The organism is Pseudomonas sp. LBUM1660 (assembly GCF_059695935.1).
Genome location: NZ_CP166795.1, coordinates 4,167,588 through 4,192,731 on the forward strand (window position 1 = coordinate 4,167,588; position 25,144 = coordinate 4,192,731).

Annotated in this window: 28 protein-coding genes; 12 read left to right on the forward strand and 16 right to left on the reverse strand. The window is 60.5% G+C overall.

The window, feature by feature from the left end:
* Positions 1-26 precede the first annotated feature (26 nt).
* Positions 27-497, forward strand: coding sequence for a DUF1810 domain-containing protein (locus ACA068_RS19485; protein ID WP_497304064.1), 471 nt, complete (start codon positions 27-29; stop codon positions 495-497).
* Here the strand turns inward: ACA068_RS19485 and ACA068_RS19490 are convergent.
* Positions 462-2,822: a DNA polymerase II gene (locus ACA068_RS19490; protein ID WP_497304066.1), complete on the reverse strand. Its 2,361-nt coding sequence runs from the start codon at positions 2,820-2,822 to the stop codon at positions 462-464. The genes ACA068_RS19485 and ACA068_RS19490 overlap by 36 nt on opposite strands.
* Before the next feature lie 201 nt (positions 2,823-3,023).
* Positions 3,024-3,857: an SDR family oxidoreductase gene (locus ACA068_RS19495; protein WP_497304068.1), complete on the reverse strand. Its 834-nt coding sequence runs from the start codon at positions 3,855-3,857 to the stop codon at positions 3,024-3,026.
* A gap of 148 nt (positions 3,858-4,005) precedes the next feature.
* On the opposite strand from ACA068_RS19495, the gene ACA068_RS19500 reads away from it, so the two are divergent.
* Both ACA068_RS19500 and ACA068_RS19505 read left to right on the forward strand, forming a co-directional pair.
* On the forward strand, positions 4,006-4,914 hold the full coding sequence (locus ACA068_RS19500; RefSeq protein ID WP_497304070.1) for a LysR family transcriptional regulator: 909 nt from the start codon (positions 4,006-4,008) through the stop codon (positions 4,912-4,914).
* A gap of 93 nt (positions 4,915-5,007) precedes the next feature.
* Positions 5,008-5,448, forward strand: coding sequence for a CBS domain-containing protein (locus ACA068_RS19505; RefSeq protein WP_497304072.1), 441 nt, complete (start codon positions 5,008-5,010; stop codon positions 5,446-5,448).
* A gap of 129 nt (positions 5,449-5,577) precedes the next feature.
* Here ACA068_RS19505 and ACA068_RS19510 read toward each other — a convergent pair whose 3' ends face one another.
* Entirely contained in the window at positions 5,578-6,201 is a 624-nt protein-coding gene (locus ACA068_RS19510; protein ID WP_497304073.1) for a glutathione S-transferase, read from the reverse strand.
* A gap of 159 nt (positions 6,202-6,360) precedes the next feature.
* Here ACA068_RS19510 and ACA068_RS19515 point away from each other — a divergent pair, with 159 nt between their 5' ends.
* From ACA068_RS19515 to ACA068_RS19525, 3 genes are all read left to right on the forward strand, one after another.
* Positions 6,361-6,882, forward strand: coding sequence for a DUF3455 domain-containing protein (locus tag ACA068_RS19515; RefSeq protein WP_497304074.1), 522 nt, complete (start codon positions 6,361-6,363; stop codon positions 6,880-6,882).
* A 98-nt stretch (positions 6,883-6,980) separates the two neighbouring features.
* On the forward strand, positions 6,981-7,502 hold the full coding sequence (locus ACA068_RS19520; protein WP_497304075.1) for a sigma-70 family RNA polymerase sigma factor: 522 nt from the start codon (positions 6,981-6,983) through the stop codon (positions 7,500-7,502).
* A complete protein-coding gene (locus tag ACA068_RS19525) occupies positions 7,499-8,218 on the forward strand; it encodes an anti-sigma factor (protein WP_497304076.1) in 720 nt (239 codons plus the stop codon). Before ACA068_RS19520 ends, ACA068_RS19525 begins: the two co-directional genes overlap by 4 nt.
* 6 nt (positions 8,219-8,224) lie before the next feature.
* Here ACA068_RS19525 and ACA068_RS19530 read toward each other — a convergent pair whose 3' ends face one another.
* Positions 8,225-8,845 carry a cysteine hydrolase family protein gene (locus tag ACA068_RS19530; protein ID WP_497310629.1) on the reverse strand — a complete coding sequence of 207 codons (621 nt, stop codon included), beginning with the start codon at positions 8,843-8,845 and terminating at the stop codon, positions 8,225-8,227.
* 226 nt (positions 8,846-9,071) lie between these two features.
* Here ACA068_RS19530 and ACA068_RS19535 point away from each other — a divergent pair, with 226 nt between their 5' ends.
* Positions 9,072-9,512 (forward strand): phage infection protein, encoded by a 441-nt coding sequence (locus ACA068_RS19535; protein ID WP_497304077.1) that lies wholly within the window; start codon positions 9,072-9,074, stop codon positions 9,510-9,512.
* Positions 9,513-9,555: 43 nt separating this feature from the next.
* Here ACA068_RS19535 and ACA068_RS19540 read toward each other — a convergent pair whose 3' ends face one another.
* A complete protein-coding gene (locus ACA068_RS19540; RefSeq protein ID WP_497304079.1) occupies positions 9,556-10,686 on the reverse strand; it encodes a DUF1615 domain-containing protein in 1,131 nt (376 codons plus the stop codon).
* Positions 10,687-10,891: 205 nt separating this feature from the next.
* Here ACA068_RS19540 and ACA068_RS19545 point away from each other — a divergent pair, with 205 nt between their 5' ends.
* Positions 10,892-12,427 carry an FAD-dependent oxidoreductase gene (locus tag ACA068_RS19545; protein WP_497304081.1) on the forward strand — a complete coding sequence of 512 codons (1,536 nt, stop codon included), beginning with the start codon at positions 10,892-10,894 and terminating at the stop codon, positions 12,425-12,427.
* Between the two features lie 27 nt (positions 12,428-12,454).
* Here ACA068_RS19545 and hemB read toward each other — a convergent pair whose 3' ends face one another.
* The 3 genes from hemB to ACA068_RS19560 all read right to left on the reverse strand — a co-directional run bounded on the left by hemB (position 12,455) and on the right by ACA068_RS19560 (position 15,279).
* Entirely contained in the window at positions 12,455-13,429 is a 975-nt protein-coding gene (gene hemB / locus ACA068_RS19550; RefSeq protein WP_497304083.1) for a porphobilinogen synthase, read from the reverse strand.
* A gap of 275 nt (positions 13,430-13,704) precedes the next feature.
* Positions 13,705-14,547 (reverse strand): PhzF family phenazine biosynthesis protein, encoded by an 843-nt coding sequence (locus ACA068_RS19555; protein WP_497304085.1) that lies wholly within the window; start codon positions 14,545-14,547, stop codon positions 13,705-13,707.
* Between the two features lie 33 nt (positions 14,548-14,580).
* Positions 14,581-15,279, reverse strand: a complete 699-nt coding sequence (locus ACA068_RS19560; RefSeq protein WP_497304087.1) for a glutathione binding-like protein — start codon at positions 15,277-15,279, stop codon at positions 14,581-14,583.
* Positions 15,280-15,636: 357 nt separating this feature from the next.
* Here ACA068_RS19560 and ACA068_RS19565 point away from each other — a divergent pair, with 357 nt between their 5' ends.
* On the forward strand, positions 15,637-16,311 hold the full coding sequence (locus tag ACA068_RS19565) for a histidine phosphatase family protein (RefSeq protein ID WP_109629191.1): 675 nt from the start codon (positions 15,637-15,639) through the stop codon (positions 16,309-16,311).
* 150 nt (positions 16,312-16,461) lie between these two features.
* On the opposite strand, the gene mnmH is transcribed toward ACA068_RS19565, so the two are convergent.
* Both mnmH and selD read right to left on the reverse strand, forming a co-directional pair.
* Positions 16,462-17,562 carry a tRNA 2-selenouridine(34) synthase MnmH gene (gene mnmH / locus ACA068_RS19570; protein WP_497304089.1) on the reverse strand — a complete coding sequence of 367 codons (1,101 nt, stop codon included), beginning with the start codon at positions 17,560-17,562 and terminating at the stop codon, positions 16,462-16,464.
* Positions 17,562-18,596 (reverse strand): selenide, water dikinase SelD, encoded by a 1,035-nt coding sequence (gene selD / locus ACA068_RS19575; protein WP_497304091.1) that lies wholly within the window; start codon positions 18,594-18,596, stop codon positions 17,562-17,564. Before selD ends, mnmH begins: the two co-directional genes overlap by 1 nt.
* Positions 18,597-19,003: 407 nt before the next feature.
* Here selD and ACA068_RS19580 point away from each other — a divergent pair, with 407 nt between their 5' ends.
* Together ACA068_RS19580 and ACA068_RS19585 are read left to right on the forward strand one after the other, a co-directional pair.
* On the forward strand, positions 19,004-19,960 hold the full coding sequence (locus ACA068_RS19580; protein ID WP_497304093.1) for a nucleoside-specific channel-forming protein Tsx: 957 nt from the start codon (positions 19,004-19,006) through the stop codon (positions 19,958-19,960).
* A 24-nt stretch (positions 19,961-19,984) separates the two neighbouring features.
* The gene (locus ACA068_RS19585; protein WP_497304095.1) at positions 19,985-21,007 is read left to right on the forward strand and encodes a purine-nucleoside phosphorylase; all 1,023 of its coding nucleotides are present in this window, start codon (positions 19,985-19,987) and stop codon (positions 21,005-21,007) included.
* A gap of 120 nt (positions 21,008-21,127) precedes the next feature.
* On the opposite strand, the gene ACA068_RS19590 is transcribed toward ACA068_RS19585, so the two are convergent.
* The 3 genes from ACA068_RS19590 to ACA068_RS19600 all read right to left on the reverse strand — a co-directional run bounded on the left by ACA068_RS19590 (position 21,128) and on the right by ACA068_RS19600 (position 23,320).
* Positions 21,128-22,084, reverse strand: a complete 957-nt coding sequence (locus ACA068_RS19590) for a quinone oxidoreductase family protein (RefSeq protein WP_497304097.1) — start codon at positions 22,082-22,084, stop codon at positions 21,128-21,130.
* A gap of 30 nt (positions 22,085-22,114) precedes the next feature.
* Positions 22,115-22,288: a DUF1427 family protein gene (locus tag ACA068_RS19595; RefSeq protein ID WP_010458583.1), complete on the reverse strand. Its 174-nt coding sequence runs from the start codon at positions 22,286-22,288 to the stop codon at positions 22,115-22,117.
* A 246-nt stretch (positions 22,289-22,534) separates the two neighbouring features.
* Positions 22,535-23,320, reverse strand: a complete 786-nt coding sequence (locus tag ACA068_RS19600) for an AraC family transcriptional regulator (RefSeq protein ID WP_497304099.1) — start codon at positions 23,318-23,320, stop codon at positions 22,535-22,537.
* A 145-nt stretch (positions 23,321-23,465) separates the two neighbouring features.
* On the opposite strand from ACA068_RS19600, the gene ACA068_RS19605 reads away from it, so the two are divergent.
* Positions 23,466-23,693, forward strand: coding sequence for a DUF6555 family protein (locus ACA068_RS19605; protein ID WP_010458578.1), 228 nt, complete (start codon positions 23,466-23,468; stop codon positions 23,691-23,693).
* 67 nt (positions 23,694-23,760) lie between these two features.
* On the opposite strand, the gene ACA068_RS19610 is transcribed toward ACA068_RS19605, so the two are convergent.
* The 3 genes from ACA068_RS19610 to ACA068_RS19620 form a co-directional block, all read right to left on the reverse strand.
* Complete coding sequence (locus ACA068_RS19610) at positions 23,761-23,928, reverse strand: metallothionein (RefSeq protein ID WP_010458576.1); 168 nt, start codon at positions 23,926-23,928, stop codon at positions 23,761-23,763.
* Between the two features lie 248 nt (positions 23,929-24,176).
* Complete coding sequence (locus ACA068_RS19615) at positions 24,177-24,632, reverse strand: DMT family transporter (RefSeq protein WP_219096491.1); 456 nt, start codon at positions 24,630-24,632, stop codon at positions 24,177-24,179.
* A complete protein-coding gene (locus ACA068_RS19620; RefSeq protein WP_497304102.1) occupies positions 24,632-25,117 on the reverse strand; it encodes a DMT family transporter in 486 nt (161 codons plus the stop codon). The genes ACA068_RS19615 and ACA068_RS19620 overlap by 1 nt, the downstream gene beginning before the upstream one ends.
* Positions 25,118-25,144: the final 27 nt, after the last annotated feature.

A 25,144-nucleotide genomic window follows, 5' to 3' on the forward strand; every position in this document is an offset into this window, starting at 1 on the left:
TCGCGGTTCTGTCAGAGGGCTTCTGCATGAGAAGCACTGATCAGCTCGACGACTTTAATTTGCCACGCTTTATCCTGGCTCAAGACCCGGTGTTCAATCGGGTTCAGGAAGAACTGCATGCAGGCCACAAACGCAGTCACTGGATGTGGTTCATCTTTCCGCAGTTCGCCGGGTTGGGCGGGAGCGAGATGTCCCGGCACTTTGCCATTCGCTCCGTCGAGGAAGCCGTTGCTTACCTGAATCATCCGCTGCTGGGTTCACGATTGTGTAGCTGTACGCAACTGGTGCTGAACATCGAAAAGAGCTCGATTGCAGGCATATTCGGCCATCCCGATGATCTCAAGTTTCACTCGTCGATGACGCTGTTCGCCCAGGTTGCACCCAAAGGCAACCTTTTCAACCAGGCACTGGATCAGTACTTCCACGGCATTCTGGACGACTGGACGCTGTTGCTGCTGGACTCAAAACAGGCCCAGTTGCCCACCAATCAAGGTTGAGAAGTCGTCGTCCACGAAGGGCAGAATCGCATCCGCCACCGGCTGCAGTTGCCGCGTGACGTAATGGTCATAGTCGATGGACGCGCTGCGAATCTCCAGTGGCTCAGGCCCGGCGACGGTGATCACGTAACTGATCCAGCCGCCGTTCTGGTATTGCTGTGGGCGGCCCTGCTGGTCGTTGTAGTCATCGGCGATCCGTGCCGCACGGACGTGGGGCGGCACGTTGCGTTCATAGTCATCCAGGGTACGGCGCAGGCGCTTGCGGTAAATCAGTCGGTCGTCGAACTCGCCAGCCAGGGTTTTGCGCACGTAGTCGCGCACGTAATCCTGATAGGGCTGGCGATGGAAAATCCGTGAGTACAGCTCCTGCTGAAATTGCCGGGCCAGCGGCGACCAGTCGGTGCGCACGGTTTCCAGGCCCTTGTAGACCATTTCGTCAGTGCCATCGGCGCGGGTGACCAGCCCCGCGTAACGCTTCTTGCTGCCCTCCTCGGCGCCACGAATGGTCGGCATCAGAAAGCGTTTGTAGTGGGTCTCGAACTGCAATTCCAGGGCGCTTTCCAGCCCGTATTCCTGTTGCACATGCTCGCGCCACCATTGGTTGACGTGGTCCACCAGCGCGCGGCCGATCTGCGCGGCTTCTTCCTGGCCGTGAGCGCGACGCAGCCAGACGAACGTCGAATCGGTGTCGCCGTAAATCACCGTGTGACCCTGGGCTTCGATCAACTGCCGGGTGCGCAGCATGATCTCGTGGCCGCGCAAGGTGATGGACGACGCCAGACGCGTATCGAAGAAGCGGCAGCCGCTGGAACCGAGCACCCCATAGAAGGCGTTCATGATGATCTTCAGCGCTTGGGACAACGGCGCATTGTGTTCGCGCTTGGCGGTCTCGCGGCCTTCGGCTACCCGGGCGACGATGGCAGGCAGGCAATGCCGGGTTCTTGAAAAACGCGCACCGCGGAAACCCGGCACGGACTCGCTGTCATCGGGATGCTGCAAGCCTTCGATCAGCCCGACCGGATCAATCAGGAAGGTGCGAATAATCGACGGATAGAGGCTTTTGTAGTCGAGCACCAGTACCGACTCGTACAACCCGGGTTGCGAGTCCATGACAAAACCGCCGGGGCTGGCTTGCGCAGGCTTGTTGCCCAGATTCGGCGCCACGAAACCCTGGCGGTGCATCAGCGGCACGTAAAGGTGGGTGAACGCCGCCACCGACCCGCCGCTGCGGTCCGCCGGCAACCCGGTGACGCTGGCGCGTTCCAGCAGAAAGGTCAACAGCTCGGTCTTGGCGAAAATCCGCGTCACCAACTCGCAGTCCTTGAGGTTGTAAGTGGCGAGCGCCGGTTTGTCCTCGGCGAACATGCGGTTGATTTCGTCCATGCGCTGGTATGGCGTGCTGATCGCCTTGCCCTCGCCGAGCAGGGTTTGCGCGACGTTTTCCAGGCTGAACGAGGGGAAGCTCCAGGTCGCCGAGCGCAGCGATTCGATGCCGTCGATGATCAACCGGCCGGCGGCCGAGGCGAAGTAATGATTGCGACTACCGTGTTCGCGCCACTGCATTTCTTCGCCGCCACGCCCCAGTTTCAGCGGTACGCCCAGCTGTCGGGCGTGTTGGTGCAGCACGCGCAGGTCGAACTGCACGACGTTCCAGCCGATGATCGCGTCGGGGTCATGGCGGGCGAACCATTCGTTGAGCTTTTTCAGCAGCGCGGTTCGGGAGTCGCAGTAGTCGAGCTGGAAATCCACCGCGCGGTCGTCGCCATTCGGCGGGCCAAGCATGTAGACCTGACGCTCGCCGCAGCCTTCCAGGGCAATGGAATACAACTCGCCCTGAGCCGTGGTTTCGATGTCCAGGGACACCAGCCGGAGGTTGGGCCGGTAGTCGGGAGCGGGTTTCATCTGTGCGTCGAGCAACAGGCCTTCGGCGCCTGGCGTGCCGCCGAACAGCACTGGCGCGGTGATGAAGCGCTCCATCATGTAGCGTTCTGGCGGGCGCACGTCGGCTTCGAACATCTCGACGCCTGCTTTACGCAGTGCGGTTTCCAGGCGCATCAACTGACCGTGCTGCTGGCAATACAGGCCGAGCACCGGGCGGTGCTCGAAATCCTGCAGGGCCAGTGGTCGCAGCTCGACGTTTTTTTCGCCGAGCAAAACAGTCTCGGCCTGCTCGCGCTGGGCAGCCGGGATGAACGCCACCGACGGTTGATGAGGCAGACGGATACGCTGGGGACCGGTGTCGGTCGCCAGCCAGAACTCGACTTGCGTACCGCCCGGGGTGTCGCGCCAATGCCGGGTCAGGACGAAACCCTGCTGTAAATCCACCACTGCAACCTCAAGATCTGATTCAGGCGGCAATTCTACGCGTCATCGCGGGGGATAGCAGAAATACGATCTCTGTGGCGAGCGAGCTTACTGTGGGAGCGAGCCTGATCGCGGCGACGGACTCACAGCCAACATCATTGTTGAATGTTAAACCGCTATCGCGAGCAGGTTCGCTCCCACGGGGTTGAGTCAGGCCAGAGATCAGCGGGTATTTGTTGAAAACTTCCCACGCATCATTTCCATGTACTCAACCTCCGACGTCTCCCGCCGCGCCTTCACCAGCGGCTCAATATCCTGCGTCGCCACATACCGCAATCGATCTGTCCCATCACTCGCCGCATCGATGATGACCTGCGCCACGTCCTCGGAAGTAGCCAACCGCTCCCCCCGCAACCCTTCAAACACTTTGAGCGCCGCACCGACAAAGGGGTCGTAATCCCCCGGCGTAGAAAGCTGCGCCGCCTCCGTCGCCGACCGCGCACCAAACCCGGTGCTGATCACCCCGCCCGGCTCGACGATTTTCACCACAATGCCCAGCGCAGCCAGTTCATAGGACAGCGACTCGGAGAACCCTTCCAGGGCAAATTTGCTGGCGTTGTACGCGGAAATCATCGGCAAACCAAACACCCCGGCGCCGGAGCTGACATTGATGATCACCCCGGCCTGACGCTGACGCAAGTGCGGCAGGATCGCCCGGGTCACGTCCATTACGCCGAAGACGTTGACATCGAACTGCTCACGGATTTTCTCGCGGGATGTACCCTCGAACACACCGAACAGGCCGAAACCGGCGTTGTTGACCAGTACATCGATCTGGCCAAAGCGGTCGATACCGGCGGCGATGGCAGTGTCGATGCTGGCCGGGTCTTGTACGTCGAGATGGGTGACCAGCACGTTTTCAAGCGCTTTGAGGTCTGCACCGACATCGGGATTGCGCAGGGTTGCGATGACGTTCCAGCCTTGGGCTGCGAACAGTTGTGCGGCGGATTTGCCGAAGCCTGTTGAGGCGCCGGTAATGAGTACGGTCTGGGTCATGTGAAACTCTCGATTGGAAATAAATCCCTGTAGGAACTGCCGAAGGCTGCGCCTACACGTCCGTGGTGAATCAGTGGCCAAGGTAGGCGCCAGCCACCCTTCAAACAATCGGGCTAATATGGGATGAACTGATGCAGGAATCGGCACAATGCAGAAGATGGGATTGCTCGAGCTCAACGCGGTGGTCGCCGTATCGACCCACCGCAGTTTCCGCCGCGCGGCCGATGAACTGGGCATGTCGCCCTCGGCAATGAGCCACGCCATCGCCGCTTTGGAGCAGCGTATGGGCGTGCGTTTGTTCAATCGCACCACTCGCAGCGTGTCCCTGTCCGAGGCCGGCGAGCAGTTTCTGGCCCGGGTGCGTCCGGCGCTGCGTGAAATCTCGGCAGCGATGGAAGCGGTGAACCAGTTTCGCGACACCCCCAGCGGCACCCTGCGAATCAACGCCACCGAAGCCGCGGTGCAGATGATCATGACGCCGGTGGTGGTGGAGTTTCTCAAACGCTATCCCGACATGCGCCTGGACATCGTCACCGACACCGCGCTGGTAGACATCGTTGCCGACGGCTTCGACGCCGGTATCCGCCTCGCCGATAGCGTGCCGCTGGACATGATCGCCGTGCCTTGCAGCCCGCCGCTGCGATTTGCGGTGGTCGGCTCGCCCGGTTATTTCGCCAGCCACCCCAAACCCGAAACACCAGCCGATCTGGCCCGGCACAGCTGCATCCGCACACGCTTTGCCAGCGGCGCGATTTACCGCTGGGAGTTCCAGAAGCGTGGCCAGCCGCAGGTCATCGACGTTAACGGCCCGCTGACCCTCGACAGCCATCAGTTGATCGTCGAGGCCGCGCTTCAGGGCGTTGGGCTGGCCTGCACCAGCGAACTCTCGATTGCCGATGAAATCGCCAGCGGGCAGTTGATTCGTGTGCTGCAAGACTGGACGCCGCCCTACCCCGGCCTCTGCCTTTACTACCCGGCCAATCGTCACGTTCCCGCCGGATTGCGAGCGTTTATCGAGCTGGTGCGTGAGGTTGATGCAAGAAAAACCGCCGAATGACGTTTTTTGCGCGTTATCTGCCGCTTTCCGCCTTGCCCTCGGCGCCTGGGTCTACGATTCTTCAATAACAACGACAACACCTGAGAAGCCACCATGAAAACCGTCGCCCAACTGCTGAAGTTAAAGGCTGAACAGAATCATGAAGTCCACATCATTGCCCCTCATCAAATGGTGCTGGAGGCGCTGATGGTCATGGCCGCGAAAAACGTCGGCGCATTACCGGTCGTGAAGAATGGCGAGGTCGTGGGCATCATCAGCGAGCGTGACTACGCGCGCAAACTCGTGCTCAAGGGCCGCTCCTCCGTCGGTACGCCGGTCGAAGACATCATGGTGTCGCCGGTCATCACCGTGGATACCCATCAAACCGTCGAAACCTGCATGAGCATCATGTCCGACAAACGCTTGCGGCACTTGCCGGTGGTGGAAAACGGTACGTTGATTGGCTTGCTGTCGATTGGCGACCTGGTCAAGGAAGCCATCGCCGAACAGGCTGAATTGATTCGCCAGCTGGAGCAGTACATCCGCGGCGAGTGACTCTGAAATTACGCAGTTCCCCTGTGGGAGCGAGCCTGCTCGCGGAGGCGGTGTGTCAGTCAGCACTTGTATTGACTGATCCACCGCCATCGCGAGCAGGTTCGCTCCCACATTTGATTTGTGGTGCTCTCAGGTCGGCCAATGCCGAGCGAAGACCGGTGCCAGCGTCGGGTGCCGGTCGATTCGCGTCAGCCAGGCATAAAAACCGGGCCGGGCATTGCGCAGATGCTCGCGACTGCCCGCCCACCGCGTCACCACCGCCGCCAGCACATCCAGTGCACCTGGCGTCTCGTCGTCCAGATACAACTCGCCCGAGAACTGATCGGCAAACACCTCCCAACTCCAGTGCAACCGTCGACGGGCGCCGGCCATGAGGTTTTCCATGGCCGATTGATCCGCCTCGACCAGCCAGCGCTCGGGGTAATCGATGATGCCGATGGCCGCGTAGCAATTGCTGACGATGTACACCAGGCCCCGGATCGCCTGATCACGCTCGGCGGGCGTGTTCGACAGCAGGTTCGACTCGGGAAACGTGAGCCCCAGATGAATCAGGATCGCCGCGCTTTCGGTGAGGATGCTGCCATCGGGCAGTTGCAAGGTGGGAATCTGCTTGAGCGGGTTGAGCTTCTCCAGGGCTTTGGCGGCCTCCGCAGACGACTCGACGTCGATGAAACGAAAAGGGATTTCACAGAGTTCGAGGGCGGCCTCTATCGCGGCGGCGCCGGAGTTCTGGTGTCCGTAGAGCTGGTACATAAGCACCCCCCTTCAAGAGTGTCTCTTTGTAGCATCTGACGCTGACCATGCTGGAAAATTTATTTTTTAGCCACTGCATCCAAATCGCTTTCCGATGGGTAGTACCTGTAGCAGCTCCTGAAGCTGCCGAGCAGATTACTCATTTACGGAGAGCTATTCATGAACGCCAAACAGCTGATTTGCCTTGCCGGTTTGTTCGTCGCGGGCCCCATGGCCTACGCCCAGTCAGGTCTGCCCGACAGCATCAAGGTCCCGGACGGGCACAAGGTCGCCCTGGAAACCACCGGTGTCGGCGAGATCACTTACGAATGCCGTGACAAGGCCAATGCCGCCGGCCAGACCGAATGGTTCTTTGTCGGGCCCAAAGCGGTACTCAATGATCACAACGGCAAACAGGTCGGCACCTACTTCGGGCCACCTGCCACCTGGCAAGCGAAGGATGGCTCGAAAGTCACCGGCACCCAGCTGGCGGTCGCACCTTCGAGTCCGGGCAACCTGCCCTATCAATTGGTGAAGGCCAACCCGGCCGAAGGCAAAGGTGCAATGACGGGCGTCAGCTACATCCAGCGCGTCGCCCTAAAAGGTGGCGTGGCCCCGAGCACTGAATGTTCGACGGCCAACAAGGGCAAGCAAGAAGTGGTGAAGTATCAGGCGGATTACATTTTCTGGGCGGCCAACTGAAACCAGGCCTGCGGAAAATTGGTCTACGCTGCTCAGCACTGGCCCCGGTCCTATGGCCCGGGGCTGCTGCCCATTATTGACGGCTGAGATCAGTGTCCTTGCCCGAAACTCTTTTCGATTACGAAGCCCACATCGCCGCCTGCGCCCGCGGTGAACGTCAGGCCCTGCGTGATTTGTATGTGCAGGAGAGTCCGCGCCTGCTGGGCGTTGCCAAACGCCTGGTGCGTGACACTGCCCTGGCGGAAGACATCGTCCACGATGCCTTCATCAAGATATGGAACGGCGCCGCGCAGTTCGACCCGGCGCGAGGATCGGCACGGGGCTGGATGTACAGTTTGACGCGACATCTGGCACTGAATTTCATCCGTGACAATAACCGCGAGATTCAAGGCGAGTTCGATGGGGTGGACGATACGGCGACATACGATGCTCAGGCTCATTCCGGGCGCATTCATCAATGCCTGGAACAACTGGAGCCTGCAAGGCGCGCCTGTATCCTGCATGCCTACGTCGACGGCTATTCTCACGCTGAAATCTCACACAAACTCGGCACCCCACTGGGCACCGTCAAAGCCTGGATCAAGCGTAGCCTGACGGCATTGCGGGAGTGCATGGGATGATCAGCAAGCCGACGAATGAAACCCCGGAAGCACTCGACGAACTGGCCAGCGAATATGTGTTGGGCACACTGTCGGCAGAACTCCGCACCCAGGTCCAGCAGCGCCTGCGCGACGAACCTGAGTTACGGACCGCCGTGGACGCCTGGGAGCGTCGCCTGCTCGGCCTGACCGACCTGGCCGGACCTCACGCGCCGTCACCACACCTTTGGCAGCGTATCGAGCGCAGCGTGAACAACGTGACTCGGCCACCCAAGCTCAGCGCGGCTCAGTCTTTATCCTGGTGGAATCTGTTGCCGCTCTGGCGCGGGCTCGCCGGGGCGGGGCTGGCTGCCACGTTGCTGCTTGGCGCATTGATGCTGACGCAAACCACCGTCAAGCCTACCTACCTGGTGGTGTTGGTCGGTCCTCAGGACAAAGCACCCGGCTGGGTGATCCAGGCCAGCAACCCGAGGGAAATCCAGCTGATTCCGCTAGGTGTCGTTGAGGTCCCGGCTGACAAGGCGCTCGAGTTCTGGACCAAAGCCGATGGCTGGCAAGGGCCGGTGTCACTGGGGTTGGTCAAACCGGGACAGACGCTGTCGATCCCGCTCGACAAACTGCCGCCACTGCAACCCAACCAGCTATTTGAACTGACCCTGGAAAATCCGCAGGGCTCACCGATCGGCAAGCCGACCGGGCCGATTCAATTCATCGGTCGGGCAGTGAAAGTCATATGACCGCGATCAACCGAGCGCAGCGATCAACTCCTCCGTCGTGACAATCGAGTGGGCATAGGTCGGCCCGTTGATTTCATGCGCCGCGTGCATGGCCTCGGCACTGAAAGCGGCCGTGGCGTCGCGCACCAGCGTGACGTGATAGCCCAGTTCGGCGGCGAATCTGGAGGTGCTTTCGATGCAGGTATTGGCAAGCATCCCCACCACCACGACCTTGTCGATTCCGTGTTGTTTGAGCAGAAAGTCCAGATCAGTGTTGGCGAAACCACTGCCACCCCAGTGCTCCTTGACGATCACGTCACCGGCCTCGGGCTGGAAGTCCGGGTGCAACTCCCCGCCCCAGGTTCCGGCGGCAAATACTTGCGCATGGCTGGCACCTTGTTGATAGGGGCTGGGGTGCTTCCAGCGCGCCAGTTCATCGGGCTCGGCGCGGTGATGTGGAACGTAGAAAACCTGGATGCCAGCCTTGCGAGCAGCCGTTACCACGGTTTTCAGATTGGCCAGCGTGCCGACGCTGTCGGCCACCGGTTGAGCGCGGCCGTGGAGTTTGCCGCCTTCGCTGAGGAAGTCGTTGTAAGGGTCCACCAGCAGCAGGCCGGTGTGAGCGGGGGCATAGGAACTGGCATTCATGATCGATTCCTCGAAGGCAAAGGCACGCGCCAGATAACCAGTGTAGAAGCGCCGATCAACCTTGCCGCGGCCATCCGACGACTGAACCATCACGCCCCCATGGGGGGTGTCGCGCTACCTATCATTGCCGTCGATGTTCACCATCAACTCAATGAAGTTCTCATAAAAAATCCGCGGCGTAAGATCGGCTCCATACCAAAACAACTACACCCCGGAGCACAAAATCATGAAACGCCAAATCCTTCTCAGCATCGCTTTCTCGGTTTTTGCAGTTAACGCTTTCGCCGCTTCTTCTGCTCACCCGGTTGTCGCTGAAGGCGGCTCGGATCGTCTGATTGAAAGTCGTGTGGCTGAGGGTGGCTCGGATCGTCTGATCGAAAACCGCGTCGCCGAAGGTGGTTCCGACCGTCTGATTGAAAGTCGTGTGGCTGAGGGTGGCTCGGATCGTCTGATCGAAAACCGCGTCGCCGAAGGTGGTTCCGACCGTCTGATCGAAAACCGCGTTGCCGAAGGTGGTTCCGACCGTCTGATCGAAAACCGCGTTGCCGAAGGTGGTTCCGACCGTCTGATCGAAAACCGCGTTGCTGAAGGTGGTTCCGACCGTCTGATCGAGAACCGCGTTGCTGAAGGTGGTTCCGACCGTCTGATCGAAAGCCGCGCTGCATAAATGAATGGTTTTACCGCGGGACTCAATGAAAAACCCGGCCTCATCAGCCGGGTTTTTTTACGCCTGTTTTTTGCGATAGGTCACTTCCCGCCCGCGCCATGCATCGCTGGTAGCGCTCATCAACCCGCTTGGCGAACCACGCGGTCGTGAGTTTGCGGGTGATTTTCGGGCTTTGCAGCACGATTCCCGGCAACACTGCACGAGGCAACGGCCGACCTTCCGCCTTCTCGGCCAGGTCGAACACCCGTGCATAGAGTTGGGTGTCCTCGAACTGCAGGTTTTTGCCCTCCTCCAATTGATCTCTAATGGTCGTGTTACGCATGCCCAACTGCTTGCCAAGGCTGCGCACTGCCAATTCCGTGGTGCCCGGCATGATTGCGTCGTATCGCACCAGATCGCCATCCAGCGCCAGAGGAATGCCTGAGGCACGACTCACCGCGTTCTGAAACGCCGCATTGCGGCTGGCGTACCAGCCGGCATTGAAATCGGCGAAGCGATACAGCGGCTGTTTGTAGCTCACCGGGTACCCGAGCAAGTGAGCAATGCCGAAATACATGCCGCCGCGACGGCTGAACACTTCACGACGGATCGAGCCCTCCATCGGATACGGATAATTGCGCGCCTGCTGCTCGGCGAAATCGATGCTGACCTGCATCGGCCCACCGGTGTGCACCGGGTTGAACCCTCCAAACAAGGTCCGCCCCATGGGCACCATGCCGATGAAGTCATCGAAAATCGCGCTGAGCTCCTTTTCGCTGCGCGCCGCATTCAGTCGGTCGCTGTAGCTTTTGCCGTTGGATGAACTGACCTGCAATGCACCGCTGACCAGCAGGCTGGGGATATGGACTTTGGCAGCACGACGGTCAATCTCTTCGCGGGCGATCTTGCCCAGGCCCGGCACGGGTGGGTCGACCTGGAAGGTCGACTCTTGCTCGGTGACCGCGAGTACCGAACAAAGGTTTTGCGTGGAGGGATAGATGTTCTGCGCGGCAAAGGCGGCGTAGATGTCTGTGGCCCAGCCTTGGCGGTCAACGGTTTTGGCCGGCAGCAGGCGCACGATCTCGGCCTTGACCTCGGCGGGTTTGCGGGCCGGCAACTCCTGAGTGCGCTGGGTGCCGCAACCCGCCAGCACCAGCAGCGCCGCGACACTCATGATCAATCGATTGGCTTGCATGGTGCTCCATCAAATCCGCTGAACCGGGTTAACCATACGATCAATGGCATGGTGCAGGCTATGACTCCTGCCGCCATCCCCTGTTCCCCTTGCCCTGTATCTCCCCGCAACTTCACGGTTGGGGAGGCTTTCCCGTTGGGCAGCCAGTCTTTTCATATCCCCGGGCTGGACCATACTTGTGCCACACACCGAGGAGGACAGGCTCATGAACCGTAGCGACGTGCTGGTCGTGGGCGCCGGCCCGACCGGGTTGGTATTGGCGCTGTGGTTGAGCAAACTGGGGATTCGGGTACGGATTATCGACAAAACGTCGGCGGCCGGCACCACGTCTCGGGCGCTGGCGGTTCAGGCGCGGACGCTGGAGCTTTATCGTCAGCTCGACCTCAGCAATGCCGTGGTACAGAAAGGTCACCGAGTGGACGCGGCGAATTTCTGGGTCAAGGGCGAACCCGTAGCGCGCTTGCCATTGACCGGCATCGGTGAGGGGCTGACGCCTTATGCGTTTCTCGAGATGTTCCCTCAGGACGAACACGAACAGCTGCTGATTGAACGCCTGGAAGGGTTCGGCATCAATGTCGAACGCAACACCGAACTGGAGGGTTTTGAGGAAACCGGCGATGGCATCAGCGCACGGCTGCGCCTGCCCGACGGCCAGCAGGAAATCTGCCAGGCGTGTTATCTGGCGGGATGCGACGGCGCCCGGTCAATCGTGCGCAAGACCCTCGACACTGGTTTTCCCGGCGGCACCTACCAGCAGATTTTCTATGTCGCCGATGTGCAGGCGCAAGGCCCGACGCTCAACGGCGAACTGCACCTGGACCTGGACGAAGCGGATTTTCTCGCGGTGTTTCCATTAGCCGGTGAAGGCCGCGCCCGCTTGATCGGCACCGTGGGCGACGAACGCGCCGACCGGGCGGAATCCCTCGGGTTTGCCGACGTCAGCAGTCGGGCCATCGAACACCTGAAGGTGCAGATTGATCAGGTGAACTGGTTCTCGACTTATCGTGTGCATCATCGGGTGGCAGATCACTTTCGCAGCGGTCGCGCATTTTTATTGGGCGACGCGGCCCACGTCCACAGCCCGGCGGGCGGCCAGGGCATGAACACCGGGATCGGCGATGCCATCAACCTGGCCTGGAAACTGGCGGCCGTCTTGAGCGGCGGCGCCACGGCCACGCTGCTCGACACCTACGAAACCGAACGCATCGCCTTTGCCCGCAAACTGGTGGCCACCACCGACCGGGTGTTCACCTTCGTCACCGCCGAAGGGCGCATGGCCGATTTGCTGCGCACCCGTCTGGCGCCGTTCCTGATCCCCAAAATGGCCTCATTCGAAACGTCCCGGGAGTTTCTGTTTCGCACGGTGTCGCAGATCACCCTTAACTATCGTGGGACAGCCTTGAGCAAGGGTGTCTCCGGCCATGTTCATGGCGGCGATCGCCTGCCCTGGGCGCACGACGGTGAGGGGGACAATTTCGAATCGCTGACGTGTCTGACCTGGCAGGTGCATGTGTATGGCGACACCAGCGACGAAATGATCGCCTGGTGCCACGAGCATCACCTGCCGTTGCACGTGTTCGACTGGCGGCCGGCGTTTGAAGCGGCGGGGTTGGGGCGTAACGGGTTTTATCTGTTGCGGCCGGATACGTATGTGGCGATTGCCGACAACTCGGCCGATCCCAAGGTGATTGAGCGGTATTTCAAGGAGCATGGGATCCGGCCGTTTTTCGGCAGCCCCTGAGACCACCACAAATAAAATGTGGTGGGTTTAGATCCCGGCCAGGGCCAAGTCCATCGCAAAGTAAGTGAAGATCAAATCCGCCCCCGCCCGCTTGATCGCGCCAAGGCTTTCACGCACCACGCGATCCTCATCAATCGCCCCGGCCTGTGCGGCGAATTTGATCATCGCGTACTCGCCGCTGACCTGATACGCCGACAGCGGCAAACGCGACACTTCGCGAATGTCGCGGATGATGTCCAGGTACGCGCCGGCCGGTTTGACCATCAGCGCATCGGCGCCTTCCTGCTCGTCCATCAGGGACTCGCGCACCGCTTCGCGGCGGTTCATCGGGTTCATCTGGTAGCTTTTGCGGTCGCCCTTGAGCGCGCTGCCGCCGGCTTCACGGAACGGACCGTAGAGCGCGGAAGCGAATTTGGTCGAATAGGCAATGATCGCGGTCTGGGTGAAACCGGCTTGGTCGAGCGCCCGACGAATGGCCTGGACCTGCCCGTCCATGGCGGCTGACGGGGCAATCACATCCGCACCGGCACGGGCCGCCGCCACGGCTTGTTTGCCGAGGTTGATCAGGGTCTGGTCGTTGTCGACTTCGTGGTTGTGCATCACACCACAGTGGCCGTGGTCGGTGTATTCGCAGAAGCAGGTGTCGGACATCACGATCATCTCCGGCACTGCGTCCTTGGCAATGCGCGACATGCGCGACACCAGGCCGTTGTCGCTCCAGGTGTCGCTGCCGCTGCTGTCCAGGTGATGGGAGACGCCGAACGTCATCACCGACTTGATCCCGGCACGGGCATAACGCTCGATCTCGCCAGCCAGTTTCGACTCTGGAATGCGCACCACGCCGGGCATGCTTTTGATCGGCACGAAGTCCTCGATTTCTTCCTCGACGAAAATCGGCAACACCAGGTCGTTCAGACTGAACTCGGTTTCCTGGAACAGGCTGCGCAGGCTCGCGTTGCGGCGCAGACGGCGTGGACGTGCTTCGGGGAACTGACTGGACATGAGGGGGTTCCTGAAAAACGGAGGTCGAGACGGAAGTCGTAGGGGGCGAAGCTTATGCCCTGCGAGGGGTGGGGCACAAACCTCAGACGCATAACAAACCGTTACCGGTCCGGCAATAATCCCCTGCAACGCAAAGCTCCGTAGCAGCTGTCGAGCAGCGCGAGGCTGCGTCGGCGGTCTGTCAGGCAGAACGCGTTTGCAGGTTCTACGGCTGCTACGCAGCCGAACGCTGCCTCGCGGTGCTCGACAGCTGCTACAGGGGGTTATGCTTCCGATTAAAGCGTCAGGGTGCCGTTTATGCAGGTGACCACGGACCCGCCAATCCAGATCTCATCCCCCACCTGCTCCACCTGAATGCGCCCGGCGCGGCCCATGGTCAGGCCCTGGCTGACCACGTAGGACGCCGGCGCCAGACCTTCGGCAAGCAACCACTGCGCAATCCCGGCGTTCAAACTGCCGGTGGCCGGGTCTTCCGGCATGCCATCGCCCGAGATGAACGCGCGCACTTCAAACTGCGCGTCATTGCCATCGCGCTCGGGGTGCCATGGCGCGATCACACCGACGGCGAGGCCCAGCATCTGTGAATGATCCGGCTGCAAATCCAGCACCTGCCGGCGGTCCTCGACCATCACCGCCAGCCAGCCGGCACCGTTATCGACCCATTGGGTCCGGACAATCGCGCCTGGCTCCAGCCGCAGTCCACGGCGCACGCGTTCAACCACATCGGCGTCCACCGGCCCTGTCTTGATCAGTGGCGGCGCGAGAAAGGCCAGCTCCGCGCCTTGCCTGCGCACCCGCACCAGACCGACGCCGCACTCCTGAATGATCTCCTCGCCCTTGGGCACGCCACCGGCCTCAAGCCATGCATGGCAGGTGCCCAAGGTCGGGTGACCGGCGAACGGCAACTCGTTGAGGGTGGTGAAGATCCGTACCCGATAGTCGGCGCGAGGGTCGCGCGGTTCGAGGATGAACGTGGTTTCGCTGAGGTTGGTCCAGGTCGCGAACGCCGCCATGCGTTCATCGCTGAGCCTGTCTGCGCCGAACACGACTGCCAACGGATTGCCCTTGAGTGCAACCCGGCTGAAGACATCCACTTGCTTGAAATCGAATGAGCTCATTGCCTGCCTTGGTCTTGAGAGAGTCGAAGAGATTTACTTGGGAATTTCCAGCCCGCGTATCACCGCCGGCCGCACCAGGAAGCGTTCCAGCACGCGTGTGACATTGGGGAAATCCTTGATGCCCACCAGATCGCCAGCCTCATAGAAGCCGATGAGGTTACGCACCCACGGAAAGGTCGCGATGTCGGCGATCGTATAGCGATCACCCATGATCCAGTCGCGCCCTTGCAGACGGCCATCCAGCACTTTAAGCAGGCGTTTGCTTTCGTCGACGTAGCGGTCACGCGGACGTTTGTCCTCGTAATCCTTGCCAGCAAATTTGTTGAAAAACCCGAGCTGGCCAAACATCGGCCCGATGCCGCCCATCTGGAACATCAGCCACTGGATCGTCTCGTACCGCGCCGCCGACTCCTGCGCCAACAACTGACCGCTCTTGTCGGCGAGGTAAATCAGGATCGCCCCGGATTCGAACAAAGGCAGCGGTTTGTCATCAGGGCCGTGGGGATCGAGGATCGCCGGGATCTTGTTGTTGGGGTTCAGCGACAGAAACTCGGGGGACATCTGATCGTTGGTGTCGAAGCCCACGCGATGGGGTTCGTAAGGCAGACCGATCTCTTCGAGCATGATCGACACCTTGACGCCATTGGGGGTCGGCAAGGAGTAGAGCTGGATCCAGTCCGGGTAGTGGGCCGGCCATTTTCGGGTAATCGGGAACGCGGACAGATCGGTCATGGGAAGCATCCACAGGGAACAGTAAGCGCTGATCATAAAGGAGGAGACGGGTCTTTTGCGTATCAATCTTGCTGATGAACAAGATCAAAACATTGCAGTCTTTCTGTGGCGCCTCTACGTGTACCGTGTCCATAAATCCGCAACATCCTGTCGATAACCTCTGCTCCAACCCATGCAAGGTTACCGGTACATTGCGGCGCACTCGCCGGAATCGAACCAAATGGGCGTCAGAGGACTCTGAGAACTGCCCTTTCGGAAACGGACCGGCCCAACGACATGGAAAACACCCGATGCTGGGAGCTCGTGGTGTAAAGGTTTGTCAGCCTTAACCGAATGCGCTGAAGATCACCTATTCAAATGATGAACCTTTTGAAATTTGCCAATCGCTTCAAGCAACGTGCGTATGTCGTCCTGCCCTCCCTGCTGGCGGTGAGCGCGTTATTCCTTTCCCTGGAGTCCAGCGAGAGCCGCGCCCAACCGGCAGACGGCACGCAGACCCTGGTCTTCCTGCGTCACGCGGAAAAACCCGAGGGCGGCCTGGGCCAGCTCAACTGCCAGGGCCTGAACCGCGCCATTGATCTGGCAACCTTGCTGCCGGAAAAATTCGGCAAGGCCAATTACGTATTTGCGGCTAACCCGACACGTAATGTCGAGGAAGGCGAACTGGATAATTCCTACAGCTACATTCGCCCCCTGATGACCATCAGCCCCAGCGCGATCAAGCTCGGCTTGCCGGTGAACATCAACTTTTCAGCCAACGACACCAGCGACCTCGCCGATGAGTTGCTCCACGACAAGTACCACAACTCGGTCATCTACACCGCCTGGTCCCACGGTTACTTGCCCGAGCTGATCAACAAGGTCGCGGGAGATGCGGTCGGCAAGAAACAAAAGATCACCGAAGACTGGGAATCCAGCGACTACGACTCGCTGTTTGTGCTCACGCTGACCTGGCATAACGGCAAGGCCAGTCTGCAGAGCCATAGCTACAAGCAAGGGCTGGATAATGGGCGGGAGACGTGTCCGACGTAAGCTGTCGATACCCTCCAGGCATTAAAGTTTATAGCGCCTGTCTGGGCCCTATCGCGAGCAGGCTCGCTCCCACATTGGATCTCCGGTGCGACACAGATCCCGTGTGGGAGCGAGCCTGCTCGCGATGGGGCCAGAAAAACCAACATATCACTATCGGTTGATCTGCCGCTCGCGCAGGTACTCAAGAACCGCGCCCTTCTCCCCGGCAAACTCAATCCGCGCGCCCTTCTTTTCCCGCTGAAACGCATACATCGGGTCGTAATACTCACGCAGCAACCCTTCGATCCAGCCCCGGTGCAAATCCACCGTCCCGCTGTTGGCCTGCTCGGCCAGCGCGTCCTCCATCAAGATCAAGAGCCGCCGGTGCCGTTCACCGCCCAGGCGCTTCTGAACGTTGTTCAAGCTTTCCAGCAAGCGCTCGGAAAACAGCGCAAACCCTTCATCGCCGTGCACGCCGATAAACTCCGAACACAAGTCCACGACGTAATCGCGCAAGATCCGTTCGATCCGCCCTTCCAGGCTGTCTTCCAGCCAGACCATCGGATACTGCTGCATGCCTTGAAACAGCGGCAAGGGCAACGCGCAACTGCCGATCGCGCGGCTCTCGTCTTCCAGCACAAACTGCTCGATGCCATGGGCGCGCTTCTTCAGCACGTCGACCGCCAGGCGGTTTTCAAAGTCGATATTGGAAGGTTGGCCTTTGGCGCGTTTGCCGAAGCTGGAACCGCGATGATTGGCGTGACCTTCGAGGTCCAGGCCGTTGCGCAGCTGCGTGAGCACCTCGGTCTTGCCGGTGCCGGTCATGCCGCCCAGCAACACGAAGTCACACTGGGCAACGGCCTGATCGACCGTGTCCAGCAAGAAGCTGCGCATGGCCTTGTAGCCGCCGCCGACGCGCGGGTAGTCGATACCGGCCTCGTCCTTGAGCCACTGCTGGACGATCTGCGAACGCAAACCGCCGCGAAAACAATACAAATACCCCTCGGGATGCGCACGGGCAAAATCGGCCCAGGCCTGAATGCGTTCGGCCTTGATCTCGCCAGACACCAGTTGATGCCCGAGGATGATCGCCGCTTGCTGGCCGTGTTGCTTGTAGCAGGTGCCGATCCGCTGACGCTCGGTGTCATTCATCAGCGGCAGATTGACCACACCGGGGAACGCGCCCTTGTGGAATTCGACCGGCGCGCGAGAATCCAACATCGGTCGGTCGTTGAGAAAGATGTCGCGGTAATCGGTGAAGTCGATTGACATCAATACACCTCGACCGCGTGGGTCTGTCGCTCAACCAGCTCACCGATTGGCTCAAGGGACAGGCCCAGTTCGGCGGCCACGCGGAGGAACTGCTCGTTGCCTTCGGGCGTGACGGCAACCAGCAGGCCACCGCTGGTTTGCGGATCGCACAGCACTCGCTTATGCAATTCCTGCACACGCCCGACCTTGCTGGCGTAGCTGTCGAAATTGCGCAAGGTGCCGCCCGGCACGCAGCCTTGATCGAGGTAATACTCGACACCCGGCAGACGTGGCACACGGTTGTATTCGATGCGCGCGGTGACGTGGCTGCCATCGGCCATTTCCACCAGGTGCCCGAGTAAGCCGAAGCCAGTGACGTCGGTCATCGCCGTCACGCCGTCGAGCTTGCCGAAACGACTGCCGGGTTTGTTCAGGGTGCACATCCAGTCGCGAGCCAGGCCAATGTCGGCCGTGCGCAACTTGCCCTTCTTCTCGGCGGTGGTGAGGATGCCGATGCCCAGCGGTTTGGTGAGGTAAAGCAGGCAACCGGCGGTGGCGGTGTCGTTGCGCTTCATGTGGCGTTTTTCTACCAGTCCGGTCACCGCCAGGCCGAAGATCGGCTCCGGCGCGTCGATGGAGTGCCCACCGGCCAACGGAATGCCCGCCTCGTCACACACCGAACGTCCGCCGCGAATCACTTCCCGGGCAATCTCCGGCGCCAGCACATTCACCGGCCAGCCGAGGATCGCAATCGCCATCAGCGGATCACCGCCCATGGCGTAGATATCGCTGATGGCATTGGTGGCGGCGATGCGGCCGAAATCGAACGGGTCGTCGACGATCGGCATAAAGAAGTCGGTGGTCGAGACCACGCCGCGTTCTTCGTCGATCGCGTACACCGCTGCGTCATCGCGCGAGGCGTTGCCGACCCAGAGCCTGGGGTCGAGGTTCTGCGCGCCACTGCCGGCCAGAATCACCTCCAGCACTTGCGGCGAAATTTTGCAGCCACAGCCAGCGCCGTGGCTGTATTGGGTCAGACGAATCGGCTCGCTCATGGGAATACCTCGTGAAGACAATGGGGGCGAGTCTAGCATTGGCGTTCAATCTGAGGCGCAACACCACACGCCTTGTAGCAGCTGCCGAGCAGCGCGAGGCTGCGTTCGGCTGCGAAGCAGTCGCAAAATCCGCATGTGTGATTCATCGGGCAAACCGTGCATTCAGGATTACGACTGCTACGCAGCCGAACGCAGCCTCGCGCTGCTCGGCAGCTGCTACAGAGCGTCAGTCCGCGTAGCTGACCAAACCGACAATAAAAAACCTGATTTCGTCGATTTTTCATGGAATTGAAATAATTGGCATCTCTTGTGCAAACGTTTGCGTGTCGCTGATGCAGACGTTTTCGCGACATAACCGCGCAAGCCCGAAGAACCGGGCTTTTGATCCGCACGAAAAGGGACTTTTAATGCACCGCACGTCCAGCCGCGTGACTTGCTCGCGCACTCTTGCTGTTTCCTTGCTGCTGGCCAGCGTTACAGGACTACTCAGCAGCACCGTTTTGGCGCAACCCGCGCCCGCCGAAGAATCCGCCCAGGGCGAAACCCTGAGTCCCGAAGCCAGCCCGCCGAAAAAAGGCGTCTACCTGTCGGACTGGTTCAACCAGGATTTGACCGTCATCGGCGGCAAAGACATCAGTTTCGGCCCGCAACCGGCCGACGATATTTACCTGGAGTACGAGTACTTCGGGCGCAAAGGGCCGTTCGAGTTGTACGGCTACATCGACATCCCGAAAATCTTCGACATCGGCAACAGTCACGACAAAGGCGTGTGGGACCACGGCTCGCCGGTGTTCATGGAGCACGAACCGCGGATCTCCATCGACTACCTCGCCGGCCGCAGCCTGGCCATCGGGCCGTTCAAAGAGTGGTACGTGGCGTTCGACTGGATCTACGACCACGGCAGCAACAGCGCCAACCGTGCCAATACGCTGTACAGCGGCCTGGGCACCGACATCGACACCCACTCGCGAGTCAACTTGTCGGCGAACTTCTACGGGCGTTATCAGTGGGAAAACTATGGCGCCAGCAACGAATACTCGTGGGATGGCTATCGCGCCCAGCTCAAATACATCGTGCCGATCAGCAGCTTCAGCAACGGCGCGTCACTGACCTACATTGGCTTTACCAACTTCGATTTCGGCTCGGACCTGCACAAGGACAACCCGGCCCGCACCGCCAACGCCACCGTCGCCACTAATGTGTTGCTGTACTCGTTCACGCACTTGCGCTTCACCCTGGTCGGCCGTTACTTCCACAACGGCGGCAACTGGGAGGATGGCAGCGAGTTGAATTTCGGTGACGGTGACTTCCGCGCTCGCTCCAATGGCTGGGGTTACTACGCCGGCATCGGTTATCAGTTCTGAGGCTTGATTGAACCTGGAGGTTGTATGAATGCAATGACGCGTATTTCCCTGGCCTGTGCCGCCCTGCTCGCTTCCACTGCCTGGGCAAGCGAAGCACCGATCCAGCCGAGAGTGATGCTGATCACCATGTTCGCCCCCGAGGCGCAGAACTGGATCGATCGCCTTGAACTCAAGCAGGAAACCCGAGTGCCGGGCCTGTCCGCCGAGTACCCGACCATTCGCTGCAACGCGGCGCAGGTGTGCTTGATGGTCACCGGCATGGGCCAGACCAACGCCGCAGCTTCGACACTGGCCCTGGCCCTGTCGCCGAAATTCGACCTGCGTAAAAGCTACTTCCTGATCGCCGGGATTGCCGGCATCAGCCCGAAACACGGGACCATCGGCACCACCGCGTGGGCGCATTACCTGGTGGAGTTCGGCACCCAGTGGGAACTGGATTCGCGAGATGCACCGAAAGACTGGCCGACCGGCTACATCGGCATCAACACCCAAGACCCGAACCAAAAACCGCCGCTGGACTACAAGACCGAAGTGTTCGAGCTCAATCCGAAGTTGCAGGCCAAGGCATTCGCCCTGACGCACAAAGTGGAACTGAGCGAGAGCAAGGAATCGGCGGCATGGCGCCTGAAGTACCCCTCGGCGCCGGCCAATCAGCCTCCGGTGGTGACGCAGTGCGATACGTTGGCGGGCAACACGTGGTTTTCCGGGACGCGCTTGAGTGAACGTGCCGAGGTCTGGACCAAGCTATTGACCGACGACAAAGGCGAGTACTGCACGACGCAACAGGAAGACAACTCCACCTACGAAGCACTGCTGCGGGCGAGTCGCGAGGGCTTGGTGGATGTGCAACGTCTGGCGGTGGTGCGCGCGGGCTCCGATTTTGATCGACCGGCACCGGGCCAGAGCGAAGTGGACAACCTGCTCATGTATGCGGATCAGGGCGGGTTTGTGCCGGCGCTGGAGAACCTGTACCGGACGGGGAATCCCTTGGTGCAGGAGATCTTGAACAATTGGTCGGCGTGGGAGAATGGTGTTCCCGAGGTTTGATCTGAAAATACAAGACCCTGTGGGAGCGAGCCTGCTCGCGATAGCGGTGTATCAGGCAACTAAAATGTCGACTGACACTCCGTCATCGCGAGCAGGCTCGCTCCCACATTTTGATTGGGGTTACGGCAACAAAATTACCTTATCGCCAGCCCCTTGATTCACTTCTTCATACCGCTCCAACCCTTCGGCCAATGGCGATTCAAACAACCCTTCCGGCAACGGCAACAACCCCTGATCAAAGAACTTGCCGAACTGATCGAGCATCGCCGCACACGCCTGGACGCCATACAACAACGAATTGATCCCCACCACCGAACCACCCTTGCGATACAACGCCAGCGCCGGCAGGTGCACCATGCCGTCTACCGGCGCCGCGATGATCGCAATGCGGCCGAACGCCGCGAGCGCCGGGACCGAGGCCGGTAGCCAGAAGCCGGTGGTGTCGAAAATCACGTCGGCGCCGCCGGCATACACGGCCTGCACCTGCGCCCCCAGGTCGTCCGGTTTATCCAGTTGCAGCGTCGGATACCCCTGCGCCTGCAGATCCTTGACCTGCTCGGGCCGGCGCGCCGCCGCCAGTACTTGAGCGCCGCGCACCTTGGCCAACGCCAGCGCGGCACTGCCGACTGCCCCGCCACCAATCACCAACAGCCGCGTTCCGACCGTCACCAGACTGCGTTCCAGCGCATCCCACGCCGTGGTGTACGGCACGCCGAGGCTGGCGGCCTGGGCGAAGCTCAGATGGGTGGGTTTGAGCGCCACGCCATTGGCCGGCAGTTTTACAAATTGCGCATGGGAGCCGTCGGCAAAAAAACCCAGTTCACGACCGGTGCCCCAGACCTCCTGACCGATCAGTGCCTGCGGCCCTTCAACCACCACACCGGCGAAATCCCGGCCGGGGATGCGCGGCAGGGTGGTGTAGGGAAAACGCCCCAGCACGTTCTTCACATCGCTGGGGTTGAGGCCGGCCGCCTTGATCTGGACCAGCACTTCATCAGCGCCGGGAACGGGGGTCGGAACATCGACATAACGCAAGGCCGAGAGGTCGCCGGTCTGGTCGAATTGCAGTGCTTTCATGGGAGTTTCCATCGCATAAAGGAAAGGATTTCAGGAGACCCAGCCAGCCACCAGTTGCCGGCCCATGGGCCACAACTTTTCGCCGGCGAGCATGCCCAGCAGGCCCACCAGGGCAATGGCCGGTGGGGCGGGAGAACGGAAATCCAGTGCGCCGTAGAGCAGGCCGACGCCCAGACCGATGACCAGCGAGATGAGGTAACTCATGACAGACTCCGGGGGCAAACAAGGTATGCCTGAAGTCTAGAGAGCGGTGACGGCGTGCATCGGCCAAGTGCTTCTGAATATCGGCCAAAGCGCGGCGGATGCAATGCCATTTGTGTAGCGGCGCAGCCCTGTGGGAGTGAGCCTGCTCGCGATAGCGGAGTGTCAGTCGACATTTGTGCTGCCTGATACACCGCTATCGCGAGCAGGCTCACTCCTACAAGGTTTTCGCTCTGCTACAGATCTGCGTCATGGCTGGACGGGGGGTTGGCTCGCGCAGAACTGCGAAGGCGCGACACCCAGTTCCCGGCGGAACATGTCGCTGAAACTGCTCGGCGAATAGCCCAACTCCCGGGCAATCGCACTGACCGGCACGCCCTGAATCAACTCCGCCGCGGCGGTCGCCAGTTGCACCTGCCGACGCCATTCGGCGAAGCCCATGCCCAAGCCTTCCTTGAACAGCCGCGCCAGGGTGCGCACGCTGGCACCGGCATTTTCAGCGTGCTGCTCGAAGGGAACGTCCAGCGAGGGCGCGGCCATGACGGCCTGACACAGGTGCATCAGCCGCCGATCGGAATCATCCGGCAACGGGATTTTCAACAGCGAACGCCTGGCTCGCCTAAGCTCCAACAGCGCCAGGCCAACCAGCGCTTCGTAATACTCGGGCGCGCCATCATCGCCCTGCTCCACCAGCCCGACGATCAGCTCTCGCAGCAGCCCGCCGACTTCAATCACCTGAACACTGTCATCCAGCGTAGCCGCCAATGAGGGCCGCAGGTAGATGTTGCGCATCTGCAGGTCCGAGACCACGCGGATGCCATGCGGCACGCCCGGCGGCAGCCACACCGCCCGTTGCGGCGGCACCACCAACGCCTCATGGGGCGTTTCGACCCACATGACCCCGCTCATCGCGTACAGCAATTGGCCCCAGTCGTGCTCGTGGGGCTCGATGTACAAGCCGCGCGGGTAAGTGCGCGCCAGCGGTTGCACAGGCACATCGGTGTCACTCAGGTCTGGCGGGGCGGCAAGGGCCATGGGCAATGATCATTGGGGTTTTCAGGTCTTGCATGGTAACGGGCCACTCACCTTGTCGCTACTGGCGGCCGCCGTCTGACAATCGGAATGAATTTTCCGTTACCCAAACGATCCTTGTATTACCACAGGGAGGAATACGGGCTTTATGAACAACGCAAAACTTTTCGTCATTGAATACACCCTTCATGGCGCGCCAAAGTCTTTCATTATCCGCCTGGACAAAATGGACAACGCGGAGGCTTGGCACTGGGCCAGTTGTGACGCGGGGGTCGGACGAATCCCGCGCTTTGGCCGAGAGAAGGTGCAAAAAACCAGCAAGCCACTAGCGGAAAAATTCGGCATCGAAAATGTGACGTGGCGACCGGCGGGTTGAGCATCACAGGGGGAAGTCACCCAACATTAAAAGTGGAGCCCGAGTGGCTCCACTTCGTGTTGATGAGCTATTTGGCGTGTGCGCACTTGCAGCCCTTGCTCGCACACTCCTCGCCATGTTCGTGGTGCTTGGCGCACGCTTCGCAGCAATAGTGTTTGCCGTGACGCGCTATCGGGTGCTCGCCCAGTTTGCAGGAGCATTTGGGGCAGTCGCAGGTACTTTCACTGTCGATCATGAGTCTGACTCCATGGGTGTGGTCGTCGCGTGCGGCAAATGCGCACCTCACTGATCAGTGTAGGAGCCCCTGTTGCAGCTGCCGAACTCGTGAGGCTGCGTTCGGCTGCGAAGCAGTCGTAAAATCAGGCACCGCGGTGTTTCAGGCAAACCGCGTGCACAGGATTTACGAGGACTCCGTCCTCGGACGCAGCCTCGCAGGCTCGGCAGCTGCTACAGATAAATGTTCGACATGAGTAAAAATCGGGGTTACTCGCTTCGGGTGCTGCTGCGATACATGAACAGCAACGCCAACGCCAGGCACACCATCGCCAGCATCCGGCTGCTGGACAACTCGATCGCCGGGTTACCCAACCAGCCGAAGTTGTCGATCAGCATCCCCATGCCCAACTGCCCTACGATCACTGCCACAGTTGCCACCGCCGTGCCGACCCGCGGCACCGCGCCGACCATGACCATCATGTAGACCACGCCGAACAACGCACCGCTGAGTTGCCATTTCGGCACGTCCAGCAGGCTCACGGCATGGGCCGGTTCGAAAAACAGGATCAGCAACCCGGTGACCACCGCGCCCACGGCGAAGGTCAACAAACTGCTGCGCAACACGCCGACGGTTTCCCCCAGACGCCCGTTGATCGCCGCCTGGATACTCAACACCGCACCGGCGGCCACGACCACGGCCAACAAAATAATCAGATTCATCATCAACCCCGAGCAATCAGAACAAGTGCCGCGACAATCAGCAGCAACGCCAGCCAACGTTCGCCATTGACCTTTTTGCGGGTGGCGCCAAACCAGCCAAAGTGGTCGATCAACACGCTTTTGCCAACTTGCCCGGAGAGGATCGCGATCATCGTCATCGCGATACCGATGTGCGGCGTGGCCAGGGTCAGCACCACCACGTAGATCGGCCCGAGGAATCCGCCGATCAGTTGCCAGCGCGGCAAGGTGTTCAACGCCGGACCTTGTTGCTTGCCGCTGAACAACAACAGCAAAAACAGAATCGCCGAGCCGACGCCGAAGATGCTCAACGTCGCCCATAAGTGTCCGACCTGAACCCCGAGCGGCCCCAGCAAACCGGCCTCCACGGAAAGGCCCATGCCGGCGAGGATCACCAGAGGCAGCAGCAACAGCCGCAGCCCTGGTTTTGCCGCTGGCGCTGCAGCGATGTCGATTGAAGAAGATTGCATAAGGAAAACCCGCCCTTCAGATGAATA

Excerpts from the sequence above, each read along its gene's own strand:
- ACA068_RS19560 (WP_497304087.1), bottom strand. The coding sequence starts at position 15,279 with ATGACCGATCTGTCCGCGTTCCCGATTACCCGAAAATGGCCGGCCCAC.
- ACA068_RS19610 (WP_010458576.1), bottom strand. The coding sequence starts at position 23,928 with ATGATCGACAGTGAAAGTACCTGCGACTGCCCCAAATGCTCCTGCAAA.
- ACA068_RS19500 (WP_497304070.1), top strand. The coding sequence starts at position 4,006 with ATGCAGAAGATGGGATTGCTCGAGCTCAACGCGGTGGTCGCCGTATCG.
- ACA068_RS19565 (WP_109629191.1), top strand. The coding sequence starts at position 15,637 with ATGATGAACCTTTTGAAATTTGCCAATCGCTTCAAGCAACGTGCGTAT.
- ACA068_RS19485 (WP_497304064.1), top strand. The coding sequence starts at position 27 with ATGAGAAGCACTGATCAGCTCGACGACTTTAATTTGCCACGCTTTATC.
- ACA068_RS19515 (WP_497304074.1), top strand. The coding sequence starts at position 6,361 with ATGAACGCCAAACAGCTGATTTGCCTTGCCGGTTTGTTCGTCGCGGGC.
- ACA068_RS19495 (WP_497304068.1), bottom strand. The coding sequence starts at position 3,857 with ATGACCCAGACCGTACTCATTACCGGCGCCTCAACAGGCTTCGGCAAA.
- selD (WP_497304091.1), bottom strand. The coding sequence starts at position 18,596 with ATGAGCGAGCCGATTCGTCTGACCCAATACAGCCACGGCGCTGGCTGT.
- ACA068_RS19505 (WP_497304072.1), top strand. The coding sequence starts at position 5,008 with ATGAAAACCGTCGCCCAACTGCTGAAGTTAAAGGCTGAACAGAATCAT.
- ACA068_RS19540 (WP_497304079.1), bottom strand. The coding sequence starts at position 10,686 with ATGCAAGCCAATCGATTGATCATGAGTGTCGCGGCGCTGCTGGTGCTG.
- hemB (WP_497304083.1), bottom strand. The coding sequence starts at position 13,429 with ATGTCCAGTCAGTTCCCCGAAGCACGTCCACGCCGTCTGCGCCGCAAC.
- ACA068_RS19605 (WP_010458578.1), top strand. The coding sequence starts at position 23,466 with ATGAACAACGCAAAACTTTTCGTCATTGAATACACCCTTCATGGCGCG.
- ACA068_RS19555 (WP_497304085.1), bottom strand. The coding sequence starts at position 14,547 with ATGAGCTCATTCGATTTCAAGCAAGTGGATGTCTTCAGCCGGGTTGCA.
- ACA068_RS19600 (WP_497304099.1), bottom strand. The coding sequence starts at position 23,320 with ATGGCCCTTGCCGCCCCGCCAGACCTGAGTGACACCGATGTGCCTGTG.
- ACA068_RS19545 (WP_497304081.1), top strand. The coding sequence starts at position 10,892 with ATGAACCGTAGCGACGTGCTGGTCGTGGGCGCCGGCCCGACCGGGTTG.
- ACA068_RS19615 (WP_219096491.1), bottom strand. The coding sequence starts at position 24,632 with ATGATGAATCTGATTATTTTGTTGGCCGTGGTCGTGGCCGCCGGTGCG.
- mnmH (WP_497304089.1), bottom strand. The coding sequence starts at position 17,562 with ATGTCAATCGACTTCACCGATTACCGCGACATCTTTCTCAACGACCGA.
- ACA068_RS19580 (WP_497304093.1), top strand. The coding sequence starts at position 19,004 with ATGCACCGCACGTCCAGCCGCGTGACTTGCTCGCGCACTCTTGCTGTT.
- ACA068_RS19510 (WP_497304073.1), bottom strand. The coding sequence starts at position 6,201 with ATGTACCAGCTCTACGGACACCAGAACTCCGGCGCCGCCGCGATAGAG.
- ACA068_RS19535 (WP_497304077.1), top strand. The coding sequence starts at position 9,072 with ATGAAACGCCAAATCCTTCTCAGCATCGCTTTCTCGGTTTTTGCAGTT.
- ACA068_RS19585 (WP_497304095.1), top strand. The coding sequence starts at position 19,985 with ATGAATGCAATGACGCGTATTTCCCTGGCCTGTGCCGCCCTGCTCGCT.
- ACA068_RS19525 (WP_497304076.1), top strand. The coding sequence starts at position 7,499 with ATGATCAGCAAGCCGACGAATGAAACCCCGGAAGCACTCGACGAACTG.
- ACA068_RS19590 (WP_497304097.1), bottom strand. The coding sequence starts at position 22,084 with ATGAAAGCACTGCAATTCGACCAGACCGGCGACCTCTCGGCCTTGCGT.
- ACA068_RS19620 (WP_497304102.1), bottom strand. The coding sequence starts at position 25,117 with ATGCAATCTTCTTCAATCGACATCGCTGCAGCGCCAGCGGCAAAACCA.
- ACA068_RS19595 (WP_010458583.1), bottom strand. The coding sequence starts at position 22,288 with ATGAGTTACCTCATCTCGCTGGTCATCGGTCTGGGCGTCGGCCTGCTC.
- ACA068_RS19530 (WP_497310629.1), bottom strand. The coding sequence starts at position 8,845 with ATGAATGCCAGTTCCTATGCCCCCGCTCACACCGGCCTGCTGCTGGTG.